Origin of the sequence: Castellaniella sp. (assembly GCF_004321985.1) — a bacterium.
Lineage (GTDB): Bacteria > Pseudomonadota > Gammaproteobacteria > Burkholderiales > Burkholderiaceae_B > Castellaniella.
In genome coordinates, this window is the sequence record NZ_SCQN01000044.1 from 141,657 (window position 1) to 165,839 (window position 24,183).

A 24,183-nucleotide genomic window follows, 5' to 3' on the forward strand; every position below is an offset into this window, starting at 1 on the left:
ATCTCTCCTCAGGAATCAGGTTTGTGCCGTGCGCGCCGGATTTCGTCCAGTATCAGCAGCCCGGCCCCGCAGGTGATGGCGATGTCGGCAACGTTGAACGCCGGGAAATACCAATCGTGCCAGTAGAACAACAGAAAGTCGACGACGTGTCCGTGCAGCAGACGATCGGCGGCATTGCCCAGCGCTCCCCCCATGATGCTCGCCAGCGCTGCGCACAGCACTGGCTGGCGCGGGTTTCGGTAGAGCCAGCCCGCGATGAAGACGGCCGCAACGAGGGCCAGGCCTGTGAAGAGCCAGCGCTGTGCGCCGCCGCCGTTGGCGAGGAAGCTGAAGGCGGCCCCGGTGTTGAAGAGCAGCGTGATGTCGAAAAACGGCAATACCCGAATGCGCTGGCCATAGCTCAGCGACTGCACGATCCAGAGCTTGACGATCTGATCCAGCAGAATGATCACCAGCGCTGCGCACAGCCAGACTGCCAGGCTGCGCAGGCGCCCGTCGCGCCCGGGCGTACCTGCGTCAGGCGTGCTCACGCGCTTCACCCGGACCGAACAGGTTGCTCACGCATCGTCCGCAGAGTTCCGGGTGCCCGGCATCGTGGCCGACGTCTGCGCGGTGGTGCCAGCAGCGCGCGCACTTCGAGTGTGTGGTGGCGTGAACCGCAGTGCGCAAGGCGCCGTCACCCGCGTGTACGTCGGCGCGCGATACCAGCATGACGAAGCGCAGGTCGTCACCCAGGCTTTGCAGCAGAGCGAGGTCGTCGCCTGAAGCTTCGTAGTCGATCTCGGCGGCCAGGGATGAGCCGATTTCACCACGACCGCGCACGGCTTCGATCTCGCGCGTGGTTTCAGCGCGGATCTCTCGCAGGCGACTCCAGCGTCGGGTCAGTGTCTCGCCGTCCGGCATCGGGGGAATGACGTGAAACAGTTCGGTGAAGATCGTCTCGGACGCCGGGTTGCCTTTCAGGTCCGTCCAGGCCTCCTCGACCGTGAAGGACAGGATGGGTGCCAACAGTTTGAGCAGAGCGTGGGTGATATGGTGCAGGGCCGTTTGCGCTGCCCGACGCGCGGGACTGTTCTGGGCTGTCGTGTAGAGCCGGTCCTTCAGGATGTCCAGGTAGAAGGCGCCCAGGTCTTCTGAGCAGAAGATCTGCAGGCGGTTGACGGCAGTGTGGAATTCGTAGCGTTCGTAGGCCGTCAGGACTTCGGCCTGCATGGATGCCGTCATCTGCAGGGCGTATCGGTCGATTTCGAGCAGTGATTCCGGAGCGACGGCCTGGGTCGAAAAGTCGAAATCGGCGAGGTTCCCCAGCAGGAATTTCAGCGTATTCCGGATGCGCCGATAGGATTCGACCACGCGGTCCAGGATCTGCTTGGAAATTGACAATTCACCCGAATAATCGGTGGATGCCGTCCACAGGCGCAGAATTTCCGCGCCCAGGGAGTTGGCGATTTCCTGCGGGTAGACCACGTTGCCCACGGACTTGCTCATCTTCTTGCCTTCGCCGTCCACGACGAAGCCATGGGTGAGCAAGGCCTTGTAGGGAGCGCGCCCATACAGCATGCAGCCGGTGAGCAGCGACGAGTGAAACCAGCCTCGGTGCTGGTCGGAACCTTCCAGGTAAAGGTCGGCCGGCCAGGCCAGCTGGCGGGCATGCGACCCCTTCATCTGGTGATTCTGGCCCCCGAGCACGGTGGCGTGCGTGGTCCCGGAATCGAACCATACGTCCAGCGTGTCGCGGTTCTTTTCGTACTGATCCGCTTCATCGCCCAGCAATTCGCGGGGGTCCAGGGTTTGCCAGGCCTCGATGCCCTCGCGCTCGACTCGGTCCGCGACCTTATCCAGCAATTCTGACGTACGTGGGTGCAGCGCGCCGGTTTCCTTGTGTACGAAGAAGGCCATGGGGACACCCCATTGCCGTTGGCGTGACAGCGTCCAGTCGGGACGGTTCGCGATCATGGCGTGTAGTCGGGCGCGCCCCCAGGCAGGGTAGAACGCCGTGTCGTCCACGCCCTTGAGTGCCATTTCGCGCAGGGTCGGCCCGGAGGTGGGTTGGATGTCCATGCCGGCGAACCATTGGCTGGTGGCGCGGTAGATGATGGGTGTCTTGTGGCGCCAGCAGTGCATGTAGCTATGTGTGTGGGATTGGGTCTGCACCAGAGCGCCGGCCGCGCGCAGCGTATCCACGATGTGCGGGTTCGCCTTCCAGATCATCTCGCCGCCAAAGAGCGGCAGAGATTCGGCATAGTGGCCATTGCCCATCACTGGGTTCAGGATGTCGGCGTCCGCCATGCCGTGTGCCTTGCACGACTGGAAGTCTTCCACCCCATAGGCAGGGGCGGAGTGCACCACGCCAGTACCCGAGTCCAGGGTGACGTAATCCCCTGGGTAGACGGGCGAGAGGCGCCGGTATCCCGGGTCTGTTTCGTAGAGGGGGTGTCGGAAGGCCAGTCCCGCGAGCGCCTGGCCGGGCGCACGGGCAATGATCCTGCCCGTCAGATTCCAGCGCGTCAGGCAGGATTCCACGAGTTCCGTAGCCAGCAGCAGCAACGGCCCGGTCTCACGAGGCCGATCCAGACGCACTAGCGCGTACTCGTGTTCGGGATGCAGGTTCAGGGCCTGATTGGCGGGTAGTGTCCAGGGCGTGGTCGTCCAGATCACAATGGCGCCGGGGTCGACCTCACCGGGCAGTCCGAAGGCCCGCGCGATCGCCGTCCGGTCGTCGAAGGCGAAGGCCACATCCACCGAGGTGTCCTTGCGATCCGCGTATTCGACTTCCGCTTCGGCCAGCGCCGACCCGCAGTCGAAGCACCAGTTCACCGGCTTCAGGCCGCGAAAGACAAAGCCCTTTTCCATGATGCGCGCCAGCGCCCGCAGCTCATCGGCTTCGTTGCTGTGGTTCATGGTCAGGTAGGGGTTGTCCCATTCGGCCAGCACACCTAGCCGCTTGAAGTCCTTGCGCTGGCGTTCGATCTGTTCCGTGGCGTAGGCCCGGGCCTTTGCCTGGACCTCGGCAACCGGCAGATGCTTGCCGAACTTCTTTTCGATCTGGATCTCGATCGGCATGCCGTGGCAGTCCCAGCCTGGCACATATTGCGCATCGAACCCGGCCATGTCGTGGCTCTTGACGATGATGTCCTTCAGAATCTTGTTGACGGCATGGCCGATGTGGATGTCGCCGTTGGCATAGGGAGGACCATCGTGAAGGATGAACTTGGGCCTGCCCTGGGCCGCTGTCCGGATCGCCGCATAAATTTTCTTTTCTTCCCAGGTCTCGATCCAGCCGGGTTCGCGCTTGGCGAGATTGCCCCGCATTGGGAAGGGGGTATCCGGCAGATTCAGTGTGTCTCTATAGTCCATGGGAGGCAAAATAGTCACGAGCGCCTTGCGCATCCTGGCGGATCGCGGCGGTCAGGGTCATCAAATCGGGGAAAGATTCCTCGTCGCGCAGAAACTCGAGGAACTCGACGCACACCAGTTTACCGTAGGCATCTACCGTACGATCCAGGATGTGCGTCTCCAGCAACAGCGCGCCGCTGTTGGTCACCGTGGGGCGAACCCCCAGGCTGGCCACGCCTGGCAGCGCCACGCCGCCCAGGCCGTGCACACGGACCACATAGATGCCGGAGCGCGCCGCGCAGGGGGCTGGAACCCGCATGTTCAGAGTCGGAAATCCCAGGTTGCGCCCCAGTTTCTGGCCGTGGATCACATGGCCGCCGATGCGGTAGCTACGTCCCAGCAACTCCTGACTGCGGGCCAGGTCGCCCACCGCCAATGCGGTTCTGAGTGCGGAGCTCGAAATCCGCTGGCCGTGGGCGTCAGCTACGTCTGCCAGCGTCTGGACGGTGAATCCATGGACTGCGCCCATCCGGTGCAGCAGGTTGATGTCACCGGCGCGCCTGTGTCCGTAGCGGAAATCCTCTCCGACCAGCAGCCAGCGGGTGTTCAGGCCCCGAACCAGCAGATTGCTGATGAAGTCTTCGGCACTCATGTCGGCCAGGTGCTGGTTGAACCGCTGGACGACGATCTGGCGCATGCCCTGGTTTGAAAGGAGCTGGACCTTGTCTCGCAGGCTGCAGATCTGGGTCGGAATCAGTTCGGGCCGCTGGCCTTTACGAGCGAAATAAGCCCTGGGATGAGGGGCGAACGTCATGACGGTGGGCAGCAGGCCGTGCTGCGACGCTGCACGCAGGACGTCAGAGAGGATGGCCTGGTGCCCCAGGTGCACGCCGTCGAAGTTGCCGATGGTGACCGCGCTGGGCGCCGTTGAGTCGTGACGGGGCAGGCTGTGATACAGGCTGGGAACGGTAGGTTTCACGCGCAACAGTTTACAATTTCAGCTTTCGTGTGGATTTTATGCCGGAGAGCCTGCGCATGGCGCACCCCAACGCAAATCAGCTGGCTGGCGAGCCGTCCGACCAGAACGGGTCGCGGGTGCGGGTGGCCATTCTGATTTCAGGGCGGGGTTCGAACATGCAGTCGCTGGTCCAGGCGGTTGCCGCCGAGGACCTGCCAGTCGAGATTTGCACCGTGCTCTCGAACCGGGCCGACGCGGCTGGGCTTGCCTGGGCGCGTGAGCGCGGCTTGCCGACCGACCTGCTGCCGCATGCGGACTTTGGCAGTCGCCAAGCGTTCGACGCCGCCCTGCAGGCGCGTCTGGAGCAGCTTGCACCCGACTATATTCTGCTCGCCGGGTTCATGCGGGTTCTGGGTGCGGATCTGGTGCATCGGTTTCAGGGACGCATCATCAATATCCACCCCTCGCTGTTGCCGGCCTTTCCAGGGTTGCATACCCACCAGCAGGCGCTTGCTCAGGGCGTCCAGTGGCACGGGTGCACTGTGCATTTCGTAACGCCTGAACTGGACCATGGGCCCATCATCGCACAGGGTGTGATTCCCGTCCGTGCGGACGACACCCCAGAGCGGCTGGCCGATCGGCTGCTCACAGTCGAGCATCGGGTCTATGCGCAAGTACTGCGCTGGCTCGCCTGGCGGCGGGTGCGCCTGATGCCGGATGGCCGGGTGCAGGTCCAGGGCGAATCGCACCGTGCCTGGCTGGGCGCCACACAGTTTCACGAATAGGATTGTCATGACGATGGATGAAAAGCGGGGAGGCGGGCGGCGTCCGTCCGGGGCTCGGCCACAGGCGCCTGCTCGCCAGTATGTGGTGGCTGCTGCTCGCATCGAACAGGTGCGTCAGGTGCTGGGTGAGATCCTGCAGTGGCAGTATCCGGCCGATGCGGTGCTGTCGCACTGGTTTCGTGGTCACAGCAATGCCGGCCTGCGGGATCGTGGAGAAATTGCTGAAGCAGTGTTCGACGTCCTGCGACACTTGCGGCGTTACCGCCAGTTTGCCGAAAGCGGGGCGGGGGCCGCTGCCCGCCGTCTGGCCATTCTCGGACTGGCGTCGGTCTGGCCACGCGAGACGCTAGACACCGGGCTCGACGATCAAGAGCGCCGCTGGCTGGATCACATCGAGGCGTTTTCGCCAGCGGGATTGCCCCGGTCGGTGCGCTACAGCATTCCGGATTGGCTGGAGGCGCGTCTGGCCAGCGTTGAAAATGTGGAATCGCTGCTGCAGGCGCTGAATCAGCCGGCGCCGTTGGATTTGCGGGTGAATCCACTGAAGACTGATCGGGCGTCTTTGCTTCAGGCCTGGGAACAGGGCCCGGAGGCGCGGTGGCACGCCCAGCCTACCCGCTATTCCCCTTGGGGGTTACGCATCGAGGGGCGGCCGCCGATCAACCGCTGGGGCGCCTTCGAGCGCGGGGAGATTGAGGTCCAGGACGAAGGCAGCCAGTTGCTGGCAGCCCTGGTGTCGCCGCGGCGTGGTGAAATGGTGATTGATTTTTGTGCCGGCGCGGGTGGCAAGACCCTGCTGCTGGGGGCGCTCATGCATTCCACCGGCAGGCTCTATGCCTTTGACGTGTCGGCGGCCCGCTTGGCGCGCGCCAAGCCGCGCTTTGCGCGCAGCGGTCTCTCCAATGTCGTGCCGGTCGTGATTTCCGAGCATCACGACCAGCGGGTGCACCGGCTGCGCGGCAAGGCGCACCGTGTGCTGGTCGATGCGCCCTGCAGCGGCCTGGGAACGCTGCGCCGCAACCCGGATCTGAAGTGGCGCCAGCACCCCGACGCCCTGACGCAGTTGTGTGCCGCGCAGGCCGCCATTTTGCGCGACGCTGCTGCCTGCGTGCGTCCGGGAGGGCGTCTGGTCTATGGAAGCTGCAGCATCCTGGCGGAGGAAAATGAGCGGCAGGTCGAGGCCTTCCTGAGCGAGCACACGGAATTCGCCCTGCTGGAAGCCGGCCCGGTGTTGGCCGAGCGTGGCATCCCGCTATCGCTGGATGGGCCTTATCTGCGCTTGCGCCCGGACGTGCACGGCACCGATGGTTTTTTCGGGGCGGTAATGCAGCGTGCGCTGGTCCGGCCGGCCGAACCAGGCCCGGTGGCTGATAGCGAAACCTCTGGTGACGAACCCGCCGGATCCGATGATCCGGAGCCTCAGGATTAACCCGCGCCGTTGCGGCAATTCCTGACGCGTGGCTGTCAGCTACGTTAAACTGAAAGGTGCTTCTTCGAACTTTCTGGGCACTGACCGGATGGCAATGAATACCTGGCTTTCGTTTCTTCAGGGCGGGGTGCTGCAACTGGGCCCCTGGGCGCTGGTGGCGGTGACGTTGGTGCTTACGCACATCACGATCATCGCCGTCACGCTGTACCTCCACCGGTGCCAAGCGCACCGCGGGCTGGATCTGCATCCGGCGCTGTCGCATTTTCTGCGCTTCTGGCTCTGGTTCACCACCGGGATGGTGACCAAGGAATGGGTAGCGATTCATCGCAAGCACCATGCCAAATGCGAGCGCGAAGGCGACCCTCATTCGCCGGCAGTTTTCGGCCTGTCGCAGGTATTCTTTCGCGGTGCCGAGCTTTATCGTGACGAGGCAAAGAACCTGGAGACGCTGAAGCGCTACGGCCATGGCACGCCTGACGACTGGATCGAACGGCGGCTTTACTCCCGGCATAATCTGCTGGGCATCGTCATCATGCTGGTGATCGATCTGGTGCTTTTCGGAGTGGTGGGGCTCACCATCTGGGCCATCCAGATGGCCTGGATACCGTTCTGGGCGGCTGGCGTGGTCAATGGTCTGGGGCATGCCTGGGGCTATCGCAATTTCGCCTGCCCCGATAACAGTACCAACGTAGTCCCCTGGGGGCTGGTGATCGGTGGCGAAGAGCTGCACAACAACCATCACGCCTACGGCAGCTCCGCCAAGTTCTCTTCCAAGTGGTACGAGATCGACCTGGGGTGGGCATACATCCGGATACTCCAGTTCCTGGGGCTGGTCAGCGTGCGCAAGGTCGCACCCCGCCTACGCCTGCAGAGCAATGGCTCACCCATTGAATCGTTGGGTCTGGATCAGCTTCAGGGCATCATTGCGCATCGCTACGAGGTTCTGGCACGGTATTCGCGCATGGTGCGGGTGACCGTGACACACGAACTCCAATCCCTCAAGCTTCCCGGCGGTCAGGGCGATCGTGCGCTATTGCGCCGTTGCCGCAAGTGGCTCATGCGCGACGACGCCTTGCTGGCGCCAGTCGAGCGTGACCAGATGGCTCGTGCCTTGACGCTGGCGCCTGCACTGTCCACCCTGATTCAGATGCGCCATGATCTGATGGCTCTGTGGGAATCTTCCAGCGCCAGTAGCGAGCAGTTGCTCGTTGATCTACGTGCCTGGTGCCAGAGGGCGCAGGCCAGCGGAATCGACGGGCTGGAGCAATTCGCGTATCGGCTACGCCGCTACGCCCTATGATCGAAGGCCTGAACGAGCAACAGAAAGCCGCTGTCACGCTGCCGGCCGCGCATGCGCTCGTGCTGGCAGGCGCAGGTAGCGGCAAGACCCGGGTGCTGACGACCCGCATGGCTTGGCTGATCCAGACCGGCCAGGTGAGTCCATTCGGGCTGCTGGCGGTGACATTCACCAACAAGGCTGCTCGCGAGATGCTCACGCGCCTGTCGGCGCTGCTGCCGATCCAGACGCGCGGCATGTGGGTGGGAACTTTCCACGGCCTTTGCAACCGGTTGCTGCGAGCTCACTTCCGCGAGGCTGGGCTGCCACAGACCTTCCAGATTCTCGACGGCGCCGATCAGCTTTCCGCCATCAAACGGATGCTGAAGGCGGCTGGTGTGGACGACGAGCGTTTCGCGCCGCGTGATGTACAGCGAATGATCAACGGGGCCAAGGAAGATGGCCTGCGCCCCAAAGACATGGATGCGCGCGACGCGTACACACGGCGGTTGGCGGACCTGTATCAGCTTTACCAGGACCAATGCGAGCGCGAAGGGGTGGTGGACTTTGGCGAGCTGCTGCTGCGGGCCTACGAGTTGCTTACCCGCGAGTCGTCCATCCGCGAGCATTACCAGCGGCGGTTCCGTCACATCCTGGTCGATGAGTTTCAGGATACCAACGTGCTGCAGTACCGGTGGCTGATGTTGCTCGCAGGGACCGATACGCCAGTCTTCGCGGTCGGTGATGACGATCAGTCCATCTATGCGTTTCGAGGCGCCAACGTGGGTAACATGGCCGACTTCGAGCGGCAGTACGCCCATGGTAACGTCATCCGTCTGGAGCAGAACTACCGGTCTTTCGGCCACATTCTGGATGCGGCGAACGCGCTGATTGCGCACAACGAGCATCGCCTGGGCAAGAATCTCTGGACCCAGGCTGGAGAAGGTGAGCTTCTACGAGTGGTGGAACAGCCCTCCGATGCGCTCGAGGCGCAGTGGCTGGTGGATGAGGTCCGCGCACTGTTGCGTGAGGGCCGGGCGGCGCACCAGGTGGCCATCCTTTATCGCAGCAACGCGCAGTCCAGGCCCATCGAGCATGCGCTGTTCACCGCCGGGGTACCGTATCGAGTTTATGGTGGCCAGCGCTTCTTCGAGCGCCAGGAAATCAAGCATGTATTGGCATACCTGCGGTTGATCGACAATCCGCACGATGACACCTCATGGATGCGGGTGGTGAATTTCCCCACGCGCGGCATCGGCGCGCGCACGCTGGAGCAGCAGGCAGACGCAGCTGCCCAGTATGGCGTGAGCCTGGTGCAGGCGGTCCCTTATGTGGCGGGCAAGGGTGGCAGCAGCCTGGTCCGTTTCGCTCAGCTGATTCAGGGACTGGCCCACGATGCACAGAGCCTGGACCTGCCGGAACTCATCGGTCAGGTCGCGCACGTCAGCGGGCTGGAGGCTCACTACCGTGCGGATCGCGAGGGCCAGGAGCGGCTGGAAAATCTCCAGGAACTGGTCAACGCGGCCGCTGCGTTCGTGGCCGAGGAAGGCTATGCCGGGCTGGTGGCTGGGCGCATTCCCGAGGGTCTGGCGGCGGCAGCCACCCAGGCTGCGGCGGACGACCCGGAATCGGAGCCGCTTCAGGTCATGTCGCCACTGGGTGCTTTCCTGAGTCATGCCTCCTTTGAAGCAGGCGACAATCAAGCACAGGCGGGCGAAGACGCCGTGCAGCTCATGACTGTGCATGCCGCGAAGGGCCTCGAGTTCGATGCGGTCTTTATCACAGGTCTGGAAGAAGGTCTCTTTCCGCACGAGAACAGCCTGCTGGATCCGGGGGGGCTCGAGGAAGAGCGCCGCCTCATGTACGTGGCCATGACACGGGCGCGGGAGCGGTTGACGCTCACGCTGGCGCAAAGCCGGTTGCTTCATGGTCAGACGCGGTATCCGATGCGCTCGCGCTTTCTGGACGAGATTCCCGATGAGCATCTGAAATGGGTGACGCCGCGCCAGCGCGCCGATCGTGAGCAGTCTGCCTGGGCAGGGGCCTTCCGGCGCGGAGGGGGTGGTTGGCAGGGTGAGCGCACGAGTACTTTTGCGCCGCGGGTTGCGCACACCCAGACTGCCGGGATCACAGTGGATGGACAGTGTTTCCGCATTGGCGGCAGCGTGCGCCACGGCCGTTTTGGCGAGGGAACCGTGGTGGCGTTGAGTGGTAGCGGGGCCGAGGCCCAGGCACGCATCGAGTTTCGCGAGACGGGCGTCAAGACGCTGGCCCTGGGGGTGGCAAAACTGGAAGTTCTGGACTGACCGATCGTCCGTGGACCGTCAGGCCCGCCCGCGTGCCCAGCGCCGGTGCAGCCGTTGTGCGGTGGCGTCCAGCAGAAAACCCAGCACGCCGATCAGAACGATGACAGCCATGAGTTCGGAGTAGGCCAGCCGGTCTCGCGTGTCCAGGATGAAATAGCCGAGGCCGGAACTGACCCCCAGCATTTCACAGGGTACCAGGATGATCCAGACGATTCCGATGGCCAGCCTCAGCCCCGTCAGGATATGGCCCAGCGACCCGGGGATGACGATCCTCCAGAGGATTTCGCGGCGCGTGGCGCTCAGGCTGCGTGCCAGCATGAGCCAGCGTGGGTCTAGCGTGCGAACGCCTGCGCTGGTGTTCAGGATGATGGGCCACACGGCTGCGAAGCTGAGCAGGAAGTAAATGGGTGCGTCTCCGATGCCGAACAGCATGACGGCGATCGGCATCCACGAAAGCGGCGAGATCATCCTCAGGAACTGGAAGGCGCCGCTGGTGGCGGATTCCAGCCGTCTGGATGCGCCTACTGCCAGGCCGATCGGAACGCCGAAGATCAACGCCCAGAACAGGCCGACAGCCACCCGGCGCAGGCTGACCAGGGTGTGCAGCGTCAACTGGTTCTCTGCCAACAAGTGGATCAGCGAGGGTAGCGCCTGGAACGGCGAAAACATGCGGGCCATGGGAACGTTGTCGCCCAGCAATGCAATGCCGGCCCCCCAGAGCACCAGCAATACCAGCAGGCCGCTCAGGCTCAATGCCAAGCGTCCTGTTGCGAGCCGCAGCGTGAAGCCGCTGAGTTTCGTGTGCCCGGACGCTGACCGTGAGTGCCGAGTGGACTCGGATCGTGCATCTCCGACGGTCAACGTGGATAAAGGGGCGTCCATCAGGTCACCTCAAAGGTCTCGGTGCGGGCATAGCCGTCGGGTGCACCAAACGCTTTCATGCCGCCCTGAGCCTCGATGGCCTTGCGCACATAGCGTTCGTCCACCAGTTCGCGTGCGGCCCTTGCTGGGTCCAAGGTTTTCAGGAAGTCGTTCTGACCCAGCACATAGGTTGTCTTGAGGAGATCCACCAGCTTCTCCGTGTAGCTCGGATAGGGGTAGGGCTGGAAGTCGATGCGTTTCTCGTGCCATGCCGGGTGGCGAATGGCGCCCGTCCGTGCGTATTCCGCATCGCGTTCAGGTGATGGGACGAGCACGCGCGCCAGGGTGGAACGGTTGTGCGGCGTATAGGCTGCAGGATTGTCGCGGGCCAGGATGTTGACCGTTTCCTCGCGGTGACCACGCACCCAGGACTGGGCCTGGACGATGGCGTTGACGACCTTCTGTGTCCATTCGGGGCGCTTCTGCAAATCGCTTTCGTGCATGGTGACCACGCAGCAGGCATGGTTGCGCCAGACGTCTCCCGTGAAACGCCAGACCTTGCCGACGCCCAGTTCTTCGGCCTTGGCGTTGAAGGGCTCAGCAACGATATAGCCCGAAATCTGTTTGGTGCCGAGTGCGGGGAGCATGTCGCCCGGGGACATCACGACCAGTCTCACCTGCTTCTTGGTCGGTACACCCTCGCTGATGAACTCCAGGCCAGATTCCCGCAGCAGCGCTTGCAAGACGATGTTGTGGACTGAATACCAGAACGGAATGGCGACCGTGGTCCCACCCAGATCCGCGACATTCTTCAGATCCGGGAGAACGGTCAGGCAGGATCCTTCCGTATGATTCCAGGCCACGACTTTCGCGGGCGAATGACTGCCGAATCGCGACCAGATCGTCATGGGCATAAGCAGGTGCACCACGTTCACCTGTCCGGCCAGGAAGGCTTCCACGATCTGCGACCAGCTACGGAACCGGCGCGGTTTCTCGACCTGCAGCCCTTGTTGCGTGAACAAGCCGTTGTGGTGGGCGACGAGCAGAGGCGTTGCGTCCGTGATGGGCAGGTAGCCGATCCGCACGGGTGCGTCGGGCTCCGCCGCCCGCGCCACCCGCCCCATTTGCAGGAACGGCAGTGCGCCGGTTGCCGTGAACAGTGCGGACAGTTTGAGGAATTCACGGCGACGGGCGAGCGTGCTGTCGTCGGTGGAGCAGCAGGAATCCAGAAGTTTGAGTGTCATGATACGAGTCTGGGAGTGCGTGCGGCCCGGAGGGCCTGGAGAATGTCGACGCGCAGCGTGGTCAGGTGAGGATCGGTTTCGTCGCGAGGGTGGGGGCAGTCCGGCCGCCATTGGCCAATCAGGTGTCCTGGCTGGCCGCCGATCAACAGAATGCGATCGGCGAGAATGAGTGCCTCGTCGATGTCGTGGGTCACCAGGATGGCCGACGTATGGTGGCGCATGGTGATCTGCAGGAGCAGCGTCTGCATTTCCCCGCGTGTGATTTCATCCAGAGCGCTGAACGGCTCGTCCAACAGCAGGATTTCGGGCGCGCGGGCCAAGCTGCGGGCCAGTGACGTGCGTTGTGCCATTCCGCCCGACAGTTCATCGGGGTAGCGGGTGCGTGCCGCGAGCAGCCCGACCTCGGCGATGGCGCGCTGGATTCTCTCGCCCCGCTGCGTCTGGTCCAAGTGTGGCTGATGGCGAAAGTCCAGCCCGAAACCCACGTTTTCCTCGAGTGTGAGCCATGGAAGCAGGCAGGGGTCCTGGAACACGAATCCCAGCTTGGGGTCAGGCCCGGTCAGCCGCTCTCCCCGGATGCGGACTTCGCCGGCTTGCACGGGCTGCAGTCCTGCAAGAGTGCGCAGCAGCGATGATTTGCCGGCCCCGCTGGGCCCCAGGACCGCCACGATCTCTCCCGCTTGCAGTTCGAATGAGAAGTCCCGCAGGACGCAGGTGGCCTGAGATTGCCCGGCCCGCGCATAGCCCAGTGCCAGGCCCTGCGCACTGAGGACGCCGGGTGTGGGGCTACTGTCCGTGTGGGCGAGCGTCGAAGGGAGCGCCGCCATGGCTCAAGCTGCCTCTCGGGCGTGTTCCAGCCCGTCGATTTCTTTGCGCAGGTGCTTCAGAGCTGGCGTCACAATGGCGACGAACAGGGCCTCGCGCAGGCGGCGCTGCGACGGATTGCTCAGCAGGTAGCCAGCTGCGCCCGTGTGCAGCGCTGCTGATTGAGTGGCGCGCAAGGCGAGTTCCGACGAACGGGCACGAACGCGCAGCACATCCAGCGGTAGGGCGGACTGCCCCTGGTTCGCCAGACGGGTGGTCTCTGCATGCAGGGCATCCAGGTCCCGTGCCAGGGTGTCGGACTGATCGTCCAGATAGCAGTTGACGTGCGCGAGGCGTACATTGCTGGCCGTGATGGCGTCCACGCTGGCCTGAATCAGGCCCAGGCCCATGCCGGCCTGGGTCAGCAGGAAACCGCTCTTGATCCGCTTCATGTAGGCATCGAATTCGTCTGCGTCGGCCAGGACGTCATCGGCAGGGATGCGAGCGTTCTTCAGGCGGACATTCAGCGTGCCCGTGCCTTCCATCCCCGAGAAGGCGGGGCAGGCGCGCAGCGTCAGTGCGGGCGCGTGTGGCGGTACGACGAACATGACGTAGCCGCCTTCGTCCAGTTCGGCAGCCGCGATGAGCAGATGATCTTCGCCCAGATTGGAAACCCAGGGCAGGGCCCCGTTGACCACGAAGTCGGTGCCATCGCGGTGCCCGCGCAAATTGATGCGCTCGATTCCCGCCAGATGCTTCACCGCATTCGACATGCCTGTGCCGGCAAGCAGGGTGCCTGCCGCGAGTGGTTTCAAGTAGCGTTCGCGAGCTGCAGGGTTGTGCGTCTGGTGCAGATACCAGGTGCAGATGGCCTGGCACCAGACCAGAAAGGCTGTGGATCCGCAGGTACGGGCCACCTGCGCCACGAGATCGACCTGGGCAGCCAGGTTCAGGTTCAGTCCGCCTTCAGCCGATGGCAGTGCAGCGGCAAACCCGCCCAGTTGGCCTAGGGTACGCAGGAAATCTGCGGGATAGAGGCCGTGGTCGATGGCCTGCGTCTGGGGAGCGAGGCGTGTCTGGATCAGCTCGTCCACCGTTTGCAGCAGGCCATGGGGCAACGCAGAGCGCGTCATGATCATGCGTCCTGTCAGGCCGCGTAGGCGGCCAATTGCTGGTTGGCGTAAGGCTGCAGTTCTGCGTTGATCGGGGTGTGCGCCAGATTGTTGGAGTAGTTGCACAGGGATGCCAGGCTCACGCCCAGCACGACTTCCAGTACTTGCCCGTCGGTATAGCCAGCAGCCCGGAAGGCCTGGAGTGCCAAGTCGGAAACTTGGCCCTTGTGCTCAAGAACTTGCAAGGTGAACTGGGCCAATGCATTGAGCTTGGGGTCAGACAGGGCGTGTGTGCCGCGCAGCGCATCCACCAGCTCCTGGGGAAGCTGAAGCTTCTTGGTAGCGAGCTTGGTGTGGCCGGCGACGCAGAAGCCGCAGCCGTTGTAGGTTGCCGCCGTGATCTGGATCACCTCGCGCTCGGTCGCCGTCAGGCTGTTGCGGGCGTTGATCGCGCTGACAGTCTGGTAGGTTTCCAGGGCAGTCGGCGCGTTGGCCAGGACACCCAGCAGGTTGGGCAGAAAGCCATTGGCCTGGGCGGCAGTACGCAGGCGGTCCTGGGCGGCGGCGGGGGCGGAATCAATCGTTTGGATGGGAAGGCGGCTCATGGTGTTCAGATCTTCTGTGAAATAGCTAAGACCTGATCATTCTAAGGAGCCATTCATGTGACCCAAACGAATATAAGCTCATTAAATTATTCGGAGCAGTCCTAATGACTCGCGTTCATCAGTCCATGCCGGATTCTCTTAATGACCGCTGCGTATGAACATATTCCGTCGATGCTCCGAACCGGCTCCAATGCGGTCCTGATGGTGGGCGACGGTGCGCGGCCCGTGCGGCCCGTCCGGTCAGATCTCCAGAGCTTCGATTTCAGCCTGGGTCCGCAGCCAGTCGTCTTCGCTGGCCTCTAGCGCCTTGGTGAGTTCGCCGTGCTCGGCGAGCAGTCTGGGGCGCTGATCGCGCCATGCGTCGGTGTAGAAATCCGGTTGTGTCATCAGTGCGTTCAGTTCTGCCAGGCGGCTCTGCGCGCGCGCCATGGCATCTTCAGTCTTCTTCAGGCGGGCTTCCAGCGGCTTACGCTGTGCCGCCAGACGCTGGCGCGCCTGCGCCTGCTCCCGCCGTTCGGTCTTGCGGTCCTTTTCGGCAGGTGCGGCCAAGCGGTTGGTCTGGGACCGGGCCGCAGCGTGCTGCTGCAGCCATTCCCGGTAATCTTCCAGATCTCCTTCGAAGGGCTGCACACGGCCATCTGCCACGATCCAGAAATCGTCCACCGTTGTGCGCAGCAGGTGTCGGTCGTGAGAAACCAGCAGGACGCTCCCAGGGAACTCCGCCAGTGCGCGGGCTAGTGCCTCTCGGGTGTCCACGTCCAGGTGGTTGCTGGGTTCGTCCAGCAGCAGCAGATTGGGCTTGCGCCAGACGATGAGGGCCAGTGCCAGGCGTGCCTTCTCGCCGCCGGAAAAGGGAGCCACCGGCTGATTCACCATGTCGCCCCCGAAGCCGAATCCGCCCAGCATGTCGCGCAGATCCTGTTCGCGCGCATCGGGTGCAATACGCGTGAAATGCTGCAGAGGGCTGAGTTCAGCATCGAGCAGGTCGAGCTGCTGCTGCGCAAAGTAGCCGATCTCCAGCCCACGCGCTGGGTGGTAGTGGCCTGCCAGGGGCTGCAGTTCCTGTGCCAGCGTCTTGACCAGCGTGCTTTTGCCAGCGCCATTCACCCCGAGGATGCCGGTGCGGCCGCCGCCGCGTACTGTCAGTGTCACTCCCTCCAGCACGGTACGCGCCGGCGTGTCGTTGCCGGCGGGGTACCCCATCGAGGCCTCTTCGAGTCTCAACAAGATGTCCGGCGTGTGGTCAGGATCGGGCAGGCGGATGTCGATGCCAGACTCCACGGCCAACGGCGTGAGGACCTGCATGCGGGCCAGCGCCTTGACCCGGCTCTGAGCCTGCTTGGCCTTGGTGGCCTTTGCCTTGAAGCGGTCGATGAATGACTGCAGATGTGCGGCTTCGCGGGTCTGGCGCTGCTGCGCCAGACGGCTCTGGCGCAGGCGCTCCGCGCGCTGCTCCAGGAAGGCCTGATAGTCGCCCTTGTAGCGCACCAGCTTGCCCTGCTCGAAATGCAGGATGGCGCGTGCCACCGCATCCAGAAATTCGGTGTCGTGAGAGATCAGCAGAATCGTGCCCGGGTATCCCGCCAGCCACCGTTCCAGCCAGAGCATGGCGTCCAGGTCCAGGTGGTTGGTCGGTTCGTCCAGCAGCAGCAGATCGGATGGGGCCATGAGTGCGCGCGCCAGCGCAATACGCATCTGCCAGCCGCCCGAAAAGCTCGCCACTGGCCGGGTCCATTCGTCGGGTGCGAAACCCAGACCTGCCAGAAGCTGATCGGCGCGCGATGGAGCGCTCCAGGCCTGGGCCTCGACCAGCGCGGCCTCAGACTCGGCGATGGCTTGGCCTTGGTCGGGCCCCAGTGTGGCACGGTGCGCTTGCAGCGCACGCAGGTGGCGGTCACCGTCGATGACGAATTCCCGCGCCGGCCGGTCTGTATCGTGCACGATCTGTTCGACAGCTGCCATGCGCCAGGCGGCTGGCATGTCCAGCGTGCCTGCGTCCTGGTCGATCTGGTGTTGAAGCAGGGCGAAAAGGGAAGACTTTCCAGCGCCGTTGCGCCCGACGATGCCGACTCGTTCGCCGGCGTGGATAGTGAATTCCGCACCGTCCAGCAGAACCTTGATGCCGCGCCTGAGCGTGAGTCCAGAGGCGCGAATCATTCCGTGAGTTGCGCGCGGCGCAGCAGCAGGATCTGGTCAGAGGCCGAATCCGTGCTCAACCAGGTCGGTTCGAGTTCGGGGAATGCCTGCTCGAAGTGTTCCTGTTCGTTGCCGACTTCCAGAATCAGCAGCCCCTTTGGGGCCATCAATTTTGGCACCTGGGCAAGGATCTTGCGCACCAGGTCCATGCCGTCCGATCCGCCCGCCAGCGCCAGGCCCGGTTCGTGCCGATACTCGGCCGGCAGCTCGGCCATGGAGCGGGCGTTGACATAAGGTGGATTGCACACGATCAGATCGTAACTGCGGTCGTTCGGGATACGGGTCGTCAGGTCGCTGCGCAGGGGTGTCACGCGTTCCTGCAGGCTGTGCAGCTCGATATTGGTCTGAGCAACTGCTAGAGCATCGGCCGAGACATCCGTGGCATCCACAGTCGCCTGGGGAAAAGCCTTGGCCGCCAGAATGGCCAGGCAGCCTGATCCGGTACACAGATCCAGCACTTGGTGGACGGCCAGCGGATCGGCGATCCATGGGGCGAGGTTTTCGGCCAACAGCTCGGCAATGGGTGAGCGCGGCACGATGACGCGCTCGTCCACCAGGAACCGCTCGCCCTGGAGCCAGGCCTCGCCCGTCAGGTAGGCTGCAGGCTTGCGGCTGCTGACACGTTCGTGGATCAGGTCCACGCAACGCTGTCGTTCGCGCTCCAGGAGTCGTGCGTCCAGAAAAGGTTCCAGCGTATCCAGCGGCAGGTGAAGGCTGTGCAACAGCAGGTATGCTGCCTCGTCCCAGGCGTTGTCGGTGCCGTGTCCAAACACCAGGCCTGCCGCCTGAAAGCGTGAGATCGCCCAGCGCAGCAGGTCGCGCAGGGTCAGAAGTTCGTTATATGGGGAGGCCATGGCAGTCGCAATAAAAGAGGCAGGACCGGTGCGGCCCGCACCCGTGATCCTGCCGTTGATGGCTGAATTTTACCTTCTCTGGCACACCCCTGCAGATCTTTTGCAGTCTGGCGAGTAGTACCATGGGCGTTGCTGCGGTCGTGGCAACACCGTGGTCGGACGCATGTTGATGGTAAAATCGCGGGTTCCCGTGATTTCAGACGCGAAGGTCGATTGCCTGCCGCATGTGCCGGCTTGGTTCGCTGGCCGGTGGCGGCGAGTCTTTCTGGCATCACGCCCGGATGGTGGAATTGGTAGACACGCTGGTCTTAGAAGCCAGTGCGCAAGCGTGGGGGTTCAAGTCCCCCTCCGGGCACCATCCGCATCGGCGGGTTCACCCAGATTCCGGTAAAATGCCTCGTTTACCGTCTCTCATTTATCCAATAGGTTCCGCATGCAACCCGTGGTTGAAAAGTTGTCCGGCCTGGAGCGCCGCGTCGATCTGACCGTCTCGGTCGCCGATATCGAAAAGGAAGTTCAGACGCAGCTCAAGCGCGTCGCCAGGACCGCGAAGATCCATGGTTTTCGCCCCGGCAAGGCTCCGCTGTCGGTGATCGAGCGCAGCCACGGGCCTTCGGTGCGTTATGACGTCATCAACGGCCAGATCGGCAAGACTCTGGACAAGGTCATCGCGGATGCCAATCTGCGGGTGGCCGGTACCCCGAATCTGGAACCCAAGACCGAGGACACGGACGAAGGCGTTCTGGCCTTCTCGGCGACTTTCGAGGTCTATCCCGAAATTGCGCTCCCCGATCTGGCGGGCCTCAAGGTCACGCGCAGCACGGTGTCCGTGGGCGACGCCGAAGTCCAGAAGACCGTGGACGTGCTGCGCCACCAGCGCACTATTTTCAAGCCCGCTGCCGACCGCTCGGCGCAAGCAGGGGACCGCGTGAAGCTGGACTTCAAGGGCACGATCGACGGCGTGGCCTTCGAGGGCGGCTCGGCCGAGGATTTTTACTTCGTGCTGGGCCAGGGACGCATGCTGCCCGAATTCGAGACTGCGGCGACGGGACTCAAGGCTGGCGAATCCAAAACCTTTCCGCTGAAATTCCCCGATGATTACGGCAGCGCGGCTGTAGCCGGCAAGCAGGCTGAATTCGCGATCACACTGAAAGAAGTCTCTGCGCCCGAGCTTCCCGAGATGGATGCCGATTTCGCGAAGTCGCTGGGTCAGGCCGAAGGCAACGTGGAATTGCTGCTGGCTGATATCCGCGCCAATGTCGAGCGGGAAGCACAGGCGCGTGCCAAGAACCGCACCAAGGCCAGCGTCATGGACGCCCTGGCGGGTGCCTGCACGTTCGATCTGCCCAAGGCGCTGGTGGACAGCGAGATCGCCAGCCGTACCGCAGCAGCCCGCGAGGAGCTCAAGCAGCGCGGCCTGCCCAACGCCGACACCGTGCCCATTCCCGAGGACACGTTCCGGGCAGAATCCGAGCGCCGTGTGCGGCTCGGGCTGGTGGTGGGCGAACTGATCAAGTCTGCCGACCTCACGGCCAAGCCCGAACAGGTGCGGGCCCGCATCGAAGACTTCGCCAAGAGCTACGAGCAACCGGCTCAGGTCGTTACTTATTACTTGTCGGATCGTCAACGCCGTGCTGAGATAGAATCGCTGGTACTGGAAGACAACGTGGTTGATCATATTCTGGCGGCAGCTCAGGTGACTGATGAGTCCGTCGATTTCGATACCTTGATGGGAACACATTGATGCCCAGGTTCACCGATTTCTATGCCTCTCTGTACGGTGGGAATTCGGTCGTCCCCACTGGTCTGGGCTATGTGCCCATCGTGGTCGAGCAGTCGGGTCGCGGCGAGCGCTCCTACGATATCTACTCGCGCCTGCTGCGCGAGCGGGTAATCTTCTTCGTCGGAGAGGTCAACGACCAGTCGGCGAATCTGGTTGTGGCTCAGCTGCTGTTCCTGGAATCAGAGAACCCCGACAAGGACATATCGCTATACATCAACTCGCCGGGCGGGTCCGTGTACGCGGGCATGGCAATCTATGACACGATGCAGTTCGTGAAGCCTGCTGTTTCGACGCTGTGCACGGGCATTGCGGCCAGCATGGGTGCATTCCTGCTGGCGGCTGGCGAAAAGGGCAAGCGCTACGCCTTGCCGAATTCGCGCATCATGATTCACCAGCCGTCGGGCGGCGCCCAGGGGCAGGCGTCCGACATTCAGATCCAGGCGAAGGAAATCCTTAGCCTGCGGGAGCGCATGAACGGCATTCTGGCCGAAAGAACCGGCCAGGACGTCGAACGCATCGGTTTGGATACCGAGCGCGACAACTTCATGTCCGCCGCCGATGCTCAGGCCTACGGGCTCATCGACAAGGTATTGGTTTCGCGGACCGACGAGACCGAATGAGTGGGATGCCATGACGGAAAAAAAAGGTTCCAGTGAAGACAAGACCCTGCACTGCTCCTTCTGCAACAAAAGCCAGCACGAAGTTCACAAGCTGATCGCCGGTCCTTCGGTGTTCATCTGCGACGAGTGCATCAGCCTGTGCAACGACATCATCCGCGAAGAATCGCAGGATGCGACGCGTGTGGCTGTCCGGACCGAGTTGCCTACACCGCAGGAAATCAAATCGTTCCTCGATGGTTATGTCATTGGACAGGAAGCGCCCAAGCGCAATCTGGCGGTGGCTGTCTACAACCACTACAAGCGCATCCGCTATGCGGATGCCAAGGACGGCGACGTCGAGCTCTCCAAGAGCAATATCCTTCTGATCGGCCCGACGGGCTCAGGCAAGACCCTGCTGGCGCAGACGCTGGCGCGGATGCTGGACGTGCCGTTCGTGATGGCCGATGCGACTACCTTGACTGAGGCCGGCTATGTAGGCGAGGATGTCGAAAACATCATCCAGAAACTGCTGCAGAACTGCAACTACGAGGTCGAGAAGGCTCAGCGCGCCATCGTCTATATCGATGAAATAGACAAGATCTCGCGCAAGTCCGACAACCCGTCGATCACCCGCGATGTTTCGGGAGAAGGCGTTCAGCAGGCACTGCTCAAGCTCATCGAGGGGACGGTCGCGTCGGTGCCACCACAGGGTGGTCGCAAGCATCCCAACCAGGATTTCGTTCAGGTCGACACCACCAACATCCTGTTTATCGTCGGCGGTGCGTTCGACGGTCTGGAAAAGATCATTCGTGACCGCAGCGAGCGCTCCGGTATCGGCTTTTCCGCCACCGTGCATACCCGCTCTGAGCGCGGTGTGGGGGAGCTGTTTTCCGAGGTGGAGCCCGAAGACCTCATCAAGTTCGGTTTGATTCCCGAGCTGGTGGGGCGGCTCCCCGTAGTAGCCACCCTCGAAGAACTGGACGAGAGCATGCTGGTGCGGATCCTGACCGAGCCGCGTAATGCGGTGGTCAAGCAGTTCCAGAAGCTCTTCGAGATGGAGGACGTGGGACTGGAAGTCACCCCAGAGGCGCTCAAGGCGATCGCCGCGCGTGCCATCAAGCGCCGTACCGGGGCTCGCGGCTTGCGTTCCATCCTCGAGCAATCGCTGCTGGGAACCATGTACGAGCTACCCGCACACACCGAAGTCAACCGGGTGGTGCTGGATCAGGATGCGGTCAACGGCAAGACAACGCCGCAGCTCATCAAGGGCCCCCGGGCCGCTCGCCGCCCGGAACAGAAGCCGTTGCATTCGGCGGCCGCCTGAATCAGCCTCGGACATTCTATATACTGTACTCAGGCCTCCCGGCTTCCTGGCGCTTGCGGGCTTGAAACCCCCCCAAGCGACACCATATGGATGTCAGGCATCACAAAAAGGAAGCCTGTGCTTCCTTTTTTCATAGACTCAGTTCAAGGAAGCAACCATGTCTGCTAGCCAGATTCTCACTGCGGATCCCGTGGACCTGCCACTGTTGCCATTGCGCGACGTGGTCGTGTTCCCCCACATGGTCATCCCCCTGTTTGTCGGGCGTCCTCGTTCCATCAAGGCGCTGGAAATGGCCATGGAGGCCGGCAGCAGCGTCATGCTGGTTGCCCAGAAAGCAGCCGGCAAGGACGAACCTTCAGCCGATGATCTGTTCGATGTGGGCTGTGCCGCCAGCATCCTGCAGATGCTCAAGCTCCCCGACGGTACCGTCAAGGTATTGGTCGAAGGGCTGCAGCGTGCCCGTATCCATGCAGTGGTCGAAGCCGAGACTCACTTCATGGCCCGAGCCTCCGGCATTGTCGAGGAACCCGGCGTGCAGGCTGAAGCCGAGGCACTGCGCCGTGCGGTCGTGGCCCAGTTCGACCAGTACGTCAAGCTGAACAAGAAAATCCCCCAGGAAATCCTGACCACGCTCTCCGGGATCGAGGAAGCCGGCCGGCTGGCGGACACGATTGCGGCTCATCTGCCGCTGAAGATCGAGCAAAAGCAGTCCCTGCTGGATACACCCAGTGCGACGGGCCGGCTCGAGGCGCTGTTGTCACAGCTCGAATCCGAGATCGACATTCTTCAGGTCGAGAAGCGCATTCGTGGGCGCGTGAAGAAGCAGATGGAGAAGAGCCAGCGTGACTACTACCTGAATGAGCAGGTCAAGGCCATTCAGAAGGAGCTGGGCGAGGGTGAAGAGGGCGCCGATATCGAAGAGCTGGAGCGCAAGGTCGCTGACGCGCACCTGCCCAAGGAAGCCCGTAAGAAGGCAGACGGCGAGCTGAAGAAGCTCAAGCTCATGTCGCCCATGTCGGCCGAGGCCACCGTGGTGCGCAACTACATCGACACGCTGGTGGGGTTGCCGTGGCGCAAGAAGAGCCGCGTCAATAATTCGCTGGACAACGCCGAAGAGATCCTGAATGCCGACCATTACGGTCTGGAAAAGGTCAAGGAGCGCATCATCGAGTATCTGGCGGTTCAGCAACGTGTGGACAAGCTCAAGGCGCCGATCCTCTGTCTGGTCGGCCCTCCGGGAGTGGGCAAGACATCGCTGGGCCAGTCGGTGGCGCGGGCGACAAACCGCAAGTACATTCGCATGGCGCTGGGCGGGGTTCGCGATGAGGCCGAGATCCGTGGTCACCGCCGCACATACATTGGCTCCATGCCGGGCAAGATTCTGCAGAACATGGCCAAGGTCGGCGTTCGTAATCCGCTCTTTCTGCTCGACGAAATCGACAAGATGGGTGCGGACTTTCGCGGTGATCCTTCGTCGGCGCTTCTGGAGGTTCTGGATCCCGAGCAGAATCACACTTTCCAGGACCATTACATCGAGGTCGATTTTGATCTGTCCGATGTGATGTTCGTGGCCACGAGCAATACGCTGAACATTCCACCGGCACTGCTGGACCGGATGGAGGTCATCCGCTTGTCCGGATATACCGAGGACGAGAAAGTGCACATTGCCTTCGATCACCTGTTGCCCAAGCAGATGAAGAACAATGGCGTCGAGGACGGCGAGCTCTCCATCGCCGAAGCCGCCGTGCGCGACATCGTGCGGTATTACACCCGCGAGGCGGGCGTGCGGGCGCTGGAACGCGAAATTTCCAAGATCTGCCGCAAGGTCGTGAAGAAGATGCTGGCAGACAGAGCCGCCGCGAAGGGCCGCAAGTCCACGAAGGCTTTTGTGAAGGACCCCGTCAAGGTCGACGCTGACAATCTGAGCGATTTCTTGGGTGTGCGGCGGTTCAGCTTCGGCATGGCTGAAAAGGAAGACAAAGTAGGCCAGGTCACCGGGCTTGCCTGGACCGAGGTGGGTGGCGACTTGCTGACCATCGAAGTTGCCGACATGCCTGGGAAGGGTGTGGTGCTGCGCACCGGCTCGCTGGGTGACGTCATGAAGGAGTCCGTCGAGGCGGCACGCACGGTCGTGCGGGCGCGGGCTCGGCGCTGGGGCATTGCGGACCAGGTGTTTGAGAAGCGCGATCTGCATGTGCACTTTCCCGAGGGGGCGGTCCCCAAGGACGGGCCATCCGCAGGCATTGCGATCACCACCGCGCTGGTTTCTGCGTTGACCGGGATTCCGGTGCGGGCCGACGTGGCCATGACAGGTGAGATCACGCTACGCGGCGAGGTCCTCGAGATCGGCGGATTGAAGGAAAAACTCTTGGCTGCCCACCGGGGCGGGATCAAGACCGTGATGATTCCCGAGGATAACGTGAAGGACCTGGCCGAAATCCCCGACAACGTGAAAAACTACCTGGAGATCATCCCGGTACGCTGGATCGATCGGGTGCTCGAGGTCGCCTTGCAGCACATGCCAACGCCGTTGTCAGACGAGGAAGTGGCCAAGCTGGCGGCAGAAGCCGCGGCGGCAGCCGCTAAAGTCGCCGCGCCAGCGCCGGAGGGCCTGCTCAAGCATTGAGATAGGTGTGGAAGCTCATCATTCGTTGCGGTGCAATGCACCACCAATCATCGGATGATGGGCTTCTTCGTCCTGTTGAAAGGTG

At 62.8% G+C, this 24,183-nt stretch carries 18 protein-coding genes and 1 tRNA gene; 9 read left to right on the plus strand and 10 right to left on the minus strand.

Features of this window, described 5'->3' with window-relative positions:
- Nucleotides 1-8: 8 nt before the first annotated feature.
- The 3 genes from lspA to EPN31_RS10510 are packed head-to-tail and all read right to left on the minus strand — an operon-like array spanning nt 9 to nt 4,315.
- On the minus strand, nt 9-530 hold the full coding sequence (lspA, locus tag EPN31_RS10500; RefSeq protein WP_291772906.1) for a signal peptidase II: 522 nt from the start codon (nt 528-530) through the stop codon (nt 9-11).
- Nucleotides 517-3,357 (minus strand): isoleucine--tRNA ligase, encoded by a 2,841-nt coding sequence (gene ileS, locus EPN31_RS10505; RefSeq protein WP_291773015.1) that lies wholly within the window; start codon nt 3,355-3,357, stop codon nt 517-519. Before ileS ends, lspA begins: the two co-directional genes overlap by 14 nt.
- Nucleotides 3,347-4,315, minus strand: a complete 969-nt coding sequence (locus EPN31_RS10510; protein WP_291772908.1) for a bifunctional riboflavin kinase/FAD synthetase — start codon at nt 4,313-4,315, stop codon at nt 3,347-3,349. Before EPN31_RS10510 ends, ileS begins: the two co-directional genes overlap by 11 nt.
- A 56-nt stretch (nt 4,316-4,371) precedes the next feature.
- Between EPN31_RS10510 and purN the strand changes: the two genes are divergently transcribed.
- The 4 genes from purN to EPN31_RS10530 all read left to right on the plus strand — a co-directional run bounded on the left by purN (nt 4,372) and on the right by EPN31_RS10530 (nt 10,090).
- Nucleotides 4,372-5,079, plus strand: a complete 708-nt coding sequence (gene purN, locus EPN31_RS10515; RefSeq protein ID WP_291772910.1) for a phosphoribosylglycinamide formyltransferase — start codon at nt 4,372-4,374, stop codon at nt 5,077-5,079.
- A 118-nt stretch (nt 5,080-5,197) separates the two neighbouring features.
- Entirely contained in the window at nt 5,198-6,508 is a 1,311-nt protein-coding gene (locus EPN31_RS10520; RefSeq protein ID WP_367188313.1) for an RsmB/NOP family class I SAM-dependent RNA methyltransferase, read from the plus strand.
- A 94-nt stretch (nt 6,509-6,602) separates the two neighbouring features.
- Nucleotides 6,603-7,808: a fatty acid desaturase gene (locus EPN31_RS10525; RefSeq protein ID WP_291772912.1), complete on the plus strand. Its 1,206-nt coding sequence runs from the start codon at nt 6,603-6,605 to the stop codon at nt 7,806-7,808.
- Nucleotides 7,805-10,090 (plus strand): UvrD-helicase domain-containing protein, encoded by a 2,286-nt coding sequence (locus EPN31_RS10530; protein WP_291772913.1) that lies wholly within the window; start codon nt 7,805-7,807, stop codon nt 10,088-10,090. Before EPN31_RS10525 ends, EPN31_RS10530 begins: the two co-directional genes overlap by 4 nt.
- Before the next feature lie 18 nt (nt 10,091-10,108).
- Here EPN31_RS10530 and EPN31_RS10535 read toward each other — a convergent pair whose 3' ends face one another.
- The 7 genes from EPN31_RS10535 to prmB form a co-directional block, all read right to left on the minus strand.
- Complete coding sequence (locus tag EPN31_RS10535) at nt 10,109-10,972, minus strand: ABC transporter permease (protein ID WP_291772915.1); 864 nt, start codon at nt 10,970-10,972, stop codon at nt 10,109-10,111.
- Nucleotides 10,972-12,195, minus strand: coding sequence for an ABC transporter substrate-binding protein (locus tag EPN31_RS10540; protein WP_291772917.1), 1,224 nt, complete (start codon nt 12,193-12,195; stop codon nt 10,972-10,974). Before EPN31_RS10540 ends, EPN31_RS10535 begins: the two co-directional genes overlap by 1 nt.
- Nucleotides 12,192-13,022 carry an ABC transporter ATP-binding protein gene (locus EPN31_RS10545; RefSeq protein ID WP_291772919.1) on the minus strand — a complete coding sequence of 277 codons (831 nt, stop codon included), beginning with the start codon at nt 13,020-13,022 and terminating at the stop codon, nt 12,192-12,194. Before EPN31_RS10545 ends, EPN31_RS10540 begins: the two co-directional genes overlap by 4 nt.
- Before the next feature lie 3 nt (nt 13,023-13,025).
- Nucleotides 13,026-14,132, minus strand: a complete 1,107-nt coding sequence (locus EPN31_RS10550; protein ID WP_291772921.1) for an acyl-CoA dehydrogenase family protein — start codon at nt 14,130-14,132, stop codon at nt 13,026-13,028.
- A 14-nt stretch (nt 14,133-14,146) separates the two neighbouring features.
- Entirely contained in the window at nt 14,147-14,716 is a 570-nt protein-coding gene (locus EPN31_RS10555) for a carboxymuconolactone decarboxylase family protein (protein ID WP_291772923.1), read from the minus strand.
- Nucleotides 14,717-14,956: 240 nt separating this feature from the next.
- On the minus strand, nt 14,957-16,873 hold the full coding sequence (locus tag EPN31_RS10560; RefSeq protein ID WP_291772925.1) for an ABC-F family ATP-binding cassette domain-containing protein: 1,917 nt from the start codon (nt 16,871-16,873) through the stop codon (nt 14,957-14,959).
- Nucleotides 16,870-17,766, minus strand: coding sequence for a 50S ribosomal protein L3 N(5)-glutamine methyltransferase (prmB, locus tag EPN31_RS10565; protein ID WP_291772927.1), 897 nt, complete (start codon nt 17,764-17,766; stop codon nt 16,870-16,872). Before prmB ends, EPN31_RS10560 begins: the two co-directional genes overlap by 4 nt.
- Nucleotides 17,767-18,041: 275 nt before the next feature.
- On the opposite strand from prmB, the gene EPN31_RS10570 reads away from it, so the two are divergent.
- The 5 genes from EPN31_RS10570 to lon all read left to right on the plus strand — a co-directional run bounded on the left by EPN31_RS10570 (nt 18,042) and on the right by lon (nt 24,098).
- A tRNA-Leu gene (locus EPN31_RS10570) sits at nt 18,042-18,124 on the plus strand.
- 75 nt (nt 18,125-18,199) lie between these two features.
- The gene (gene tig, locus EPN31_RS10575) at nt 18,200-19,510 is read left to right on the plus strand and encodes a trigger factor (protein ID WP_291772929.1); all 1,311 of its coding nucleotides are present in this window, start codon (nt 18,200-18,202) and stop codon (nt 19,508-19,510) included.
- On the plus strand, nt 19,510-20,169 hold the full coding sequence (clpP, locus tag EPN31_RS10580; RefSeq protein WP_291772931.1) for an ATP-dependent Clp endopeptidase proteolytic subunit ClpP: 660 nt from the start codon (nt 19,510-19,512) through the stop codon (nt 20,167-20,169). Before tig ends, clpP begins: the two co-directional genes overlap by 1 nt.
- Before the next feature lie 10 nt (nt 20,170-20,179).
- Nucleotides 20,180-21,472: an ATP-dependent Clp protease ATP-binding subunit ClpX gene (gene clpX, locus EPN31_RS10585; protein ID WP_291772933.1), complete on the plus strand. Its 1,293-nt coding sequence runs from the start codon at nt 20,180-20,182 to the stop codon at nt 21,470-21,472.
- Between the two features lie 157 nt (nt 21,473-21,629).
- Entirely contained in the window at nt 21,630-24,098 is a 2,469-nt protein-coding gene (gene lon, locus EPN31_RS10590; RefSeq protein ID WP_291772935.1) for an endopeptidase La, read from the plus strand.
- Nucleotides 24,099-24,183: the final 85 nt, after the last annotated feature.

Bases quoted from the DNA above. Each gene is read 5' to 3' on its own strand.
- ileS (WP_291773015.1), bottom strand. From the start codon at position 3,357: ATGGACTATAGAGACACACTGAATCTGCCGGATACCCCCTTCCCAATG.
- purN (WP_291772910.1), top strand. From the start codon at position 4,372: ATGGCGCACCCCAACGCAAATCAGCTGGCTGGCGAGCCGTCCGACCAG.
- EPN31_RS10525 (WP_291772912.1), top strand. From the start codon at position 6,603: ATGAATACCTGGCTTTCGTTTCTTCAGGGCGGGGTGCTGCAACTGGGC.
- EPN31_RS10530 (WP_291772913.1), top strand. From the start codon at position 7,805: ATGATCGAAGGCCTGAACGAGCAACAGAAAGCCGCTGTCACGCTGCCG.
- EPN31_RS10535 (WP_291772915.1), bottom strand. From the start codon at position 10,972: ATGGACGCCCCTTTATCCACGTTGACCGTCGGAGATGCACGATCCGAG.
- EPN31_RS10540 (WP_291772917.1), bottom strand. From the start codon at position 12,195: ATGACACTCAAACTTCTGGATTCCTGCTGCTCCACCGACGACAGCACG.
- EPN31_RS10545 (WP_291772919.1), bottom strand. From the start codon at position 13,022: ATGGCGGCGCTCCCTTCGACGCTCGCCCACACGGACAGTAGCCCCACA.
- EPN31_RS10550 (WP_291772921.1), bottom strand. From the start codon at position 14,132: ATGACGCGCTCTGCGTTGCCCCATGGCCTGCTGCAAACGGTGGACGAG.
- EPN31_RS10555 (WP_291772923.1), bottom strand. From the start codon at position 14,716: ATGAGCCGCCTTCCCATCCAAACGATTGATTCCGCCCCCGCCGCCGCC.
- EPN31_RS10560 (WP_291772925.1), bottom strand. From the start codon at position 16,873: ATGATTCGCGCCTCTGGACTCACGCTCAGGCGCGGCATCAAGGTTCTG.
- prmB (WP_291772927.1), bottom strand. From the start codon at position 17,766: ATGGCCTCCCCATATAACGAACTTCTGACCCTGCGCGACCTGCTGCGC.
- tig (WP_291772929.1), top strand. From the start codon at position 18,200: ATGCAACCCGTGGTTGAAAAGTTGTCCGGCCTGGAGCGCCGCGTCGAT.
- clpP (WP_291772931.1), top strand. From the start codon at position 19,510: ATGCCCAGGTTCACCGATTTCTATGCCTCTCTGTACGGTGGGAATTCG.
- clpX (WP_291772933.1), top strand. From the start codon at position 20,180: ATGACGGAAAAAAAAGGTTCCAGTGAAGACAAGACCCTGCACTGCTCC.
- lon (WP_291772935.1), top strand. From the start codon at position 21,630: ATGTCTGCTAGCCAGATTCTCACTGCGGATCCCGTGGACCTGCCACTG.